This window comes from Halobacterium bonnevillei (genome assembly GCF_009831555.1).
GTDB lineage: Archaea > Halobacteriota > Halobacteria > Halobacteriales > Halobacteriaceae > Halobacterium > Halobacterium bonnevillei.
Genome location: NZ_WUUU01000268.1, coordinates 1 through 2,722, shown reverse-complemented (window position 1 = coordinate 2,722; position 2,722 = coordinate 1). Strand labels below are relative to the sequence as shown.

At 69.7% G+C, this 2,722-nt stretch carries 1 protein-coding gene and 2 pseudogenes; all 3 read right to left on the bottom strand.

Going from position 1 to position 2,722, the window contains the following annotated elements:
* Positions 1-353: pseudogene (locus GRX66_RS18120) on the bottom strand (prenyltransferase); the annotation flags it as partial.
* A 9-nt stretch (positions 354-362) separates the two neighbouring features.
* Positions 363-1,901 carry a phytoene desaturase family protein gene (locus GRX66_RS18115; protein ID WP_159527738.1) on the bottom strand — a complete coding sequence of 513 codons (1,539 nt, stop codon included), beginning with the start codon at positions 1,899-1,901 and terminating at the stop codon, positions 363-365.
* Between the two features lie 84 nt (positions 1,902-1,985).
* Positions 1,986-2,722, bottom strand: a pseudogene (locus tag GRX66_RS18110) (methenyltetrahydromethanopterin cyclohydrolase); the annotation flags it as partial.

The following is a 2,722-nucleotide window of genomic DNA, read 5'->3' as shown; positions in this document are numbered from 1 at the left end:
GCCACCAGCCAGGGGAGCGCGACCCGGGGGAGCGCCGCGGCGACGGGGACGAGGAGGGCGCCAGCAGCCACGACGACAACAGTGACGGCGGGGCCGCCGCGGTAGCGTGCTTCCCGGTCGTCTTTCTTCGGGTTCGCCTCGTCGACCTCTCGGTCGAAGGCGTCGTTGACGCCGTACAGGAAGACGTTCGCGGGCACGAGGAAGTACGCGAACAGGCCGACCGCGGGCAGCGAGAACAACTCCGGCACGCTTGCCGCGCCGTACGCGACACCGACGAGGACTGGCCCGGCGAGGTACAGCCAGAAGCGCGGCCGCGACAGCACGAGGAGGTATCGGAGCAGGGGCCCAGTCACGGCTGTGGCTTACCCGGCGTCCTCGATGACGTAGTCGGCGGTCAGTTCGCCGCTGATGAGGCACATCGGCACGCCGATGCCCGGCGTGGTGTACGCGCCCGTGAAGTAGAGGCCGTCCAGTGCGTTCGAGCGGTGCGGCGGCCGGAACAGCGACGTCTGTCGGAGCGTGTGCGCCAGCCCCAGTGCCGTTCCGCGGTAGCTGTTGTACCGCTCGGCGAACTCGGAGACGGAGAACCGCTCCTCGACGACGATGCGGTCGCGGAGGTCGACGCCCGTGTTCTCGGCGACGTCGTCGAGTACGAGGTCGCGGTACTCCTCGCGCACCTCGGGCGTGTCGTCGAGCCCCGGTGCGACTGGGACGAGCGCAAACAGATTGCTGTGGCCCTCGGGCGCGACCGAGTCGTCCGTCTCGGAGGCGACACAGAGGTAGTACGCGGGGTCGTCGGGCCACGTCGGAGTCTCGAAGATCTGGTCGAAGTGCGTGGTCCAGTCGCTCGGGAGCACGAGCGTGTGGTGGGCCAGCGGGTCGACGTCGCCCTCCACGCCGAGGTAGAGGAGGAACGCCGACGGCGCGTACGTCCGGGACTCCCAGTAGTCGGCGTCGTACTGGCGCTTCGCGGGCGGTAGGAGTTCCTGTTCGGTGTGGGCGTAGTCGGCGTCCGAGACCACTTCGTCGGCGTACACGTTCGTCTCGCCGTCGGTCTCGACCTCGAACCCGCCGCGGAAGCCGTGGATCCGCGTGACGGGATGGTCTGTGCGGAACTCCACGCCCAGTTCCTCCGCCAGCTCCGCCATCCCCTGGGCGACCCCGGACATTCCGCCCTCGGGGTAGTAGACGCCGAGGTTGAAGTCGACGTGACTCATCAGGTTGTAGAGCGCCGGGGTCGTGTTCGGCGCCCCGCCGAGGAATACGAGCGTGTACTGCATCACCTGCTGGAGTTTCGGGTGGTCGAAGTAGTGCTCGACGTGGTCCTGCATCGACCCCAGCAGTGTGAGCCCGCGGGCGTACTGGGCGAGGTCCGGGTCGAGCCAGTCGCGAATGCGGGGCCGGTCCTCGTAGACGAAGTGCTCCATGCCGACCTCGTAGTTCTCCCTGGCCTGCGCGAGGTACTCGTCGAGTTGCTCGCCCGCGCCGGGTTCGTACGCGTCGAAGATTCGTTTGACCTGCTCGCGGTCCGGCGTCACGTCGATGACGTCGCCGTCCGTGTTCACGTCCAGCCCCGGCGGGTCTCGGCCCGGGCGGCGCCCGGCGTTGTCCTTGAAGAAGATGCGGTAGTGGGGGTCGAGCTGTTCGAGTTCGTAGTAGTCCGTGGGCGTCCGGTCGAAGTCCGCGAAAAAGCGCTCGAAGACGTCCGGCATCAGATACCACGACGGTCCCATGTCGAACGTGAAGCCGTCGCGCTCGAGTGCGCTGGCGCGGCCGCCGACCTGTTCGTTCTTCTCCACGACGGTGACGTCTGCGCCGGCGTCCGCGAGGTAACACGCGGTCGAGAGGCCGCCGAACCCCGCGCCGACGACGGCGACCGACCGCCCGGAGAGCGCGTTCATGGACGCTCCGTTGGTCGCGCAGAAGATAAAACGCCGCCTTCCGGCGACCACGCCCGCCCGGCAGCGTCCCTCGGTGTCGCTCGGTTACGCGACGCCGAAGCCCTCGGCGAGCAGGTCCTCGTGGACGTCGCCGAGCGCGTACGTCGGACCGCCCGTGACGTCGATGGTGACCTGTGCGGGCCCGAAGACGCCCTCGTCGACGGCGCTGGCGTCCCAGTCCGCGTTCGCGAAGATGTCTGCGAACGGCTCGCCGTAGCGGTCCGCAGCCGACGACGGCACGGCCGCGAACTCGTCGAAGTCCTCCGCGACGGTGAGGTGGACGCGGCCGCCGTACGCGAGCGCGTCGTTGGTCCGGCCGAGTGGCCGCCTCCTCGTCGCCCGCGACCGGCGGGACGGGCGCACTCCCCGACGCCGTGATGACGTCCATCGGGTCGTAGCCGAGTTCGAACAACCGGAACATCGCGAGTTCGGCGGTCCGGGCGCCGCCGTGACGCTGCCCGCGACGCTGGCCGTGCGGTACGTCGGCAGGAACACGCTCTCCGTGTTCACGTCCGCGAGGTCCGCGACCTGTTCGGCCGCCGACTCGGTCGGGAGGCCGTCGCTCTCCAGCGCGAGCACCGCGAACTCGAAGGCGTCCACGTAGTCGATGGCGCCGTACTCGCCCTCGCGGGCGACGAGCGCTCGCGCCGGCCCGTCGCCGAGCCCCTCGTAGTCCTCGGTGGTGAGCTCCCAGCCGGCTTTCTGTGCGCCGAGCAGCGCGACGCCCGGCCGGTCGCAGGCGAGTTCCACGTGCGGGAACGTCGCGCCGGCGACGTCGTCCA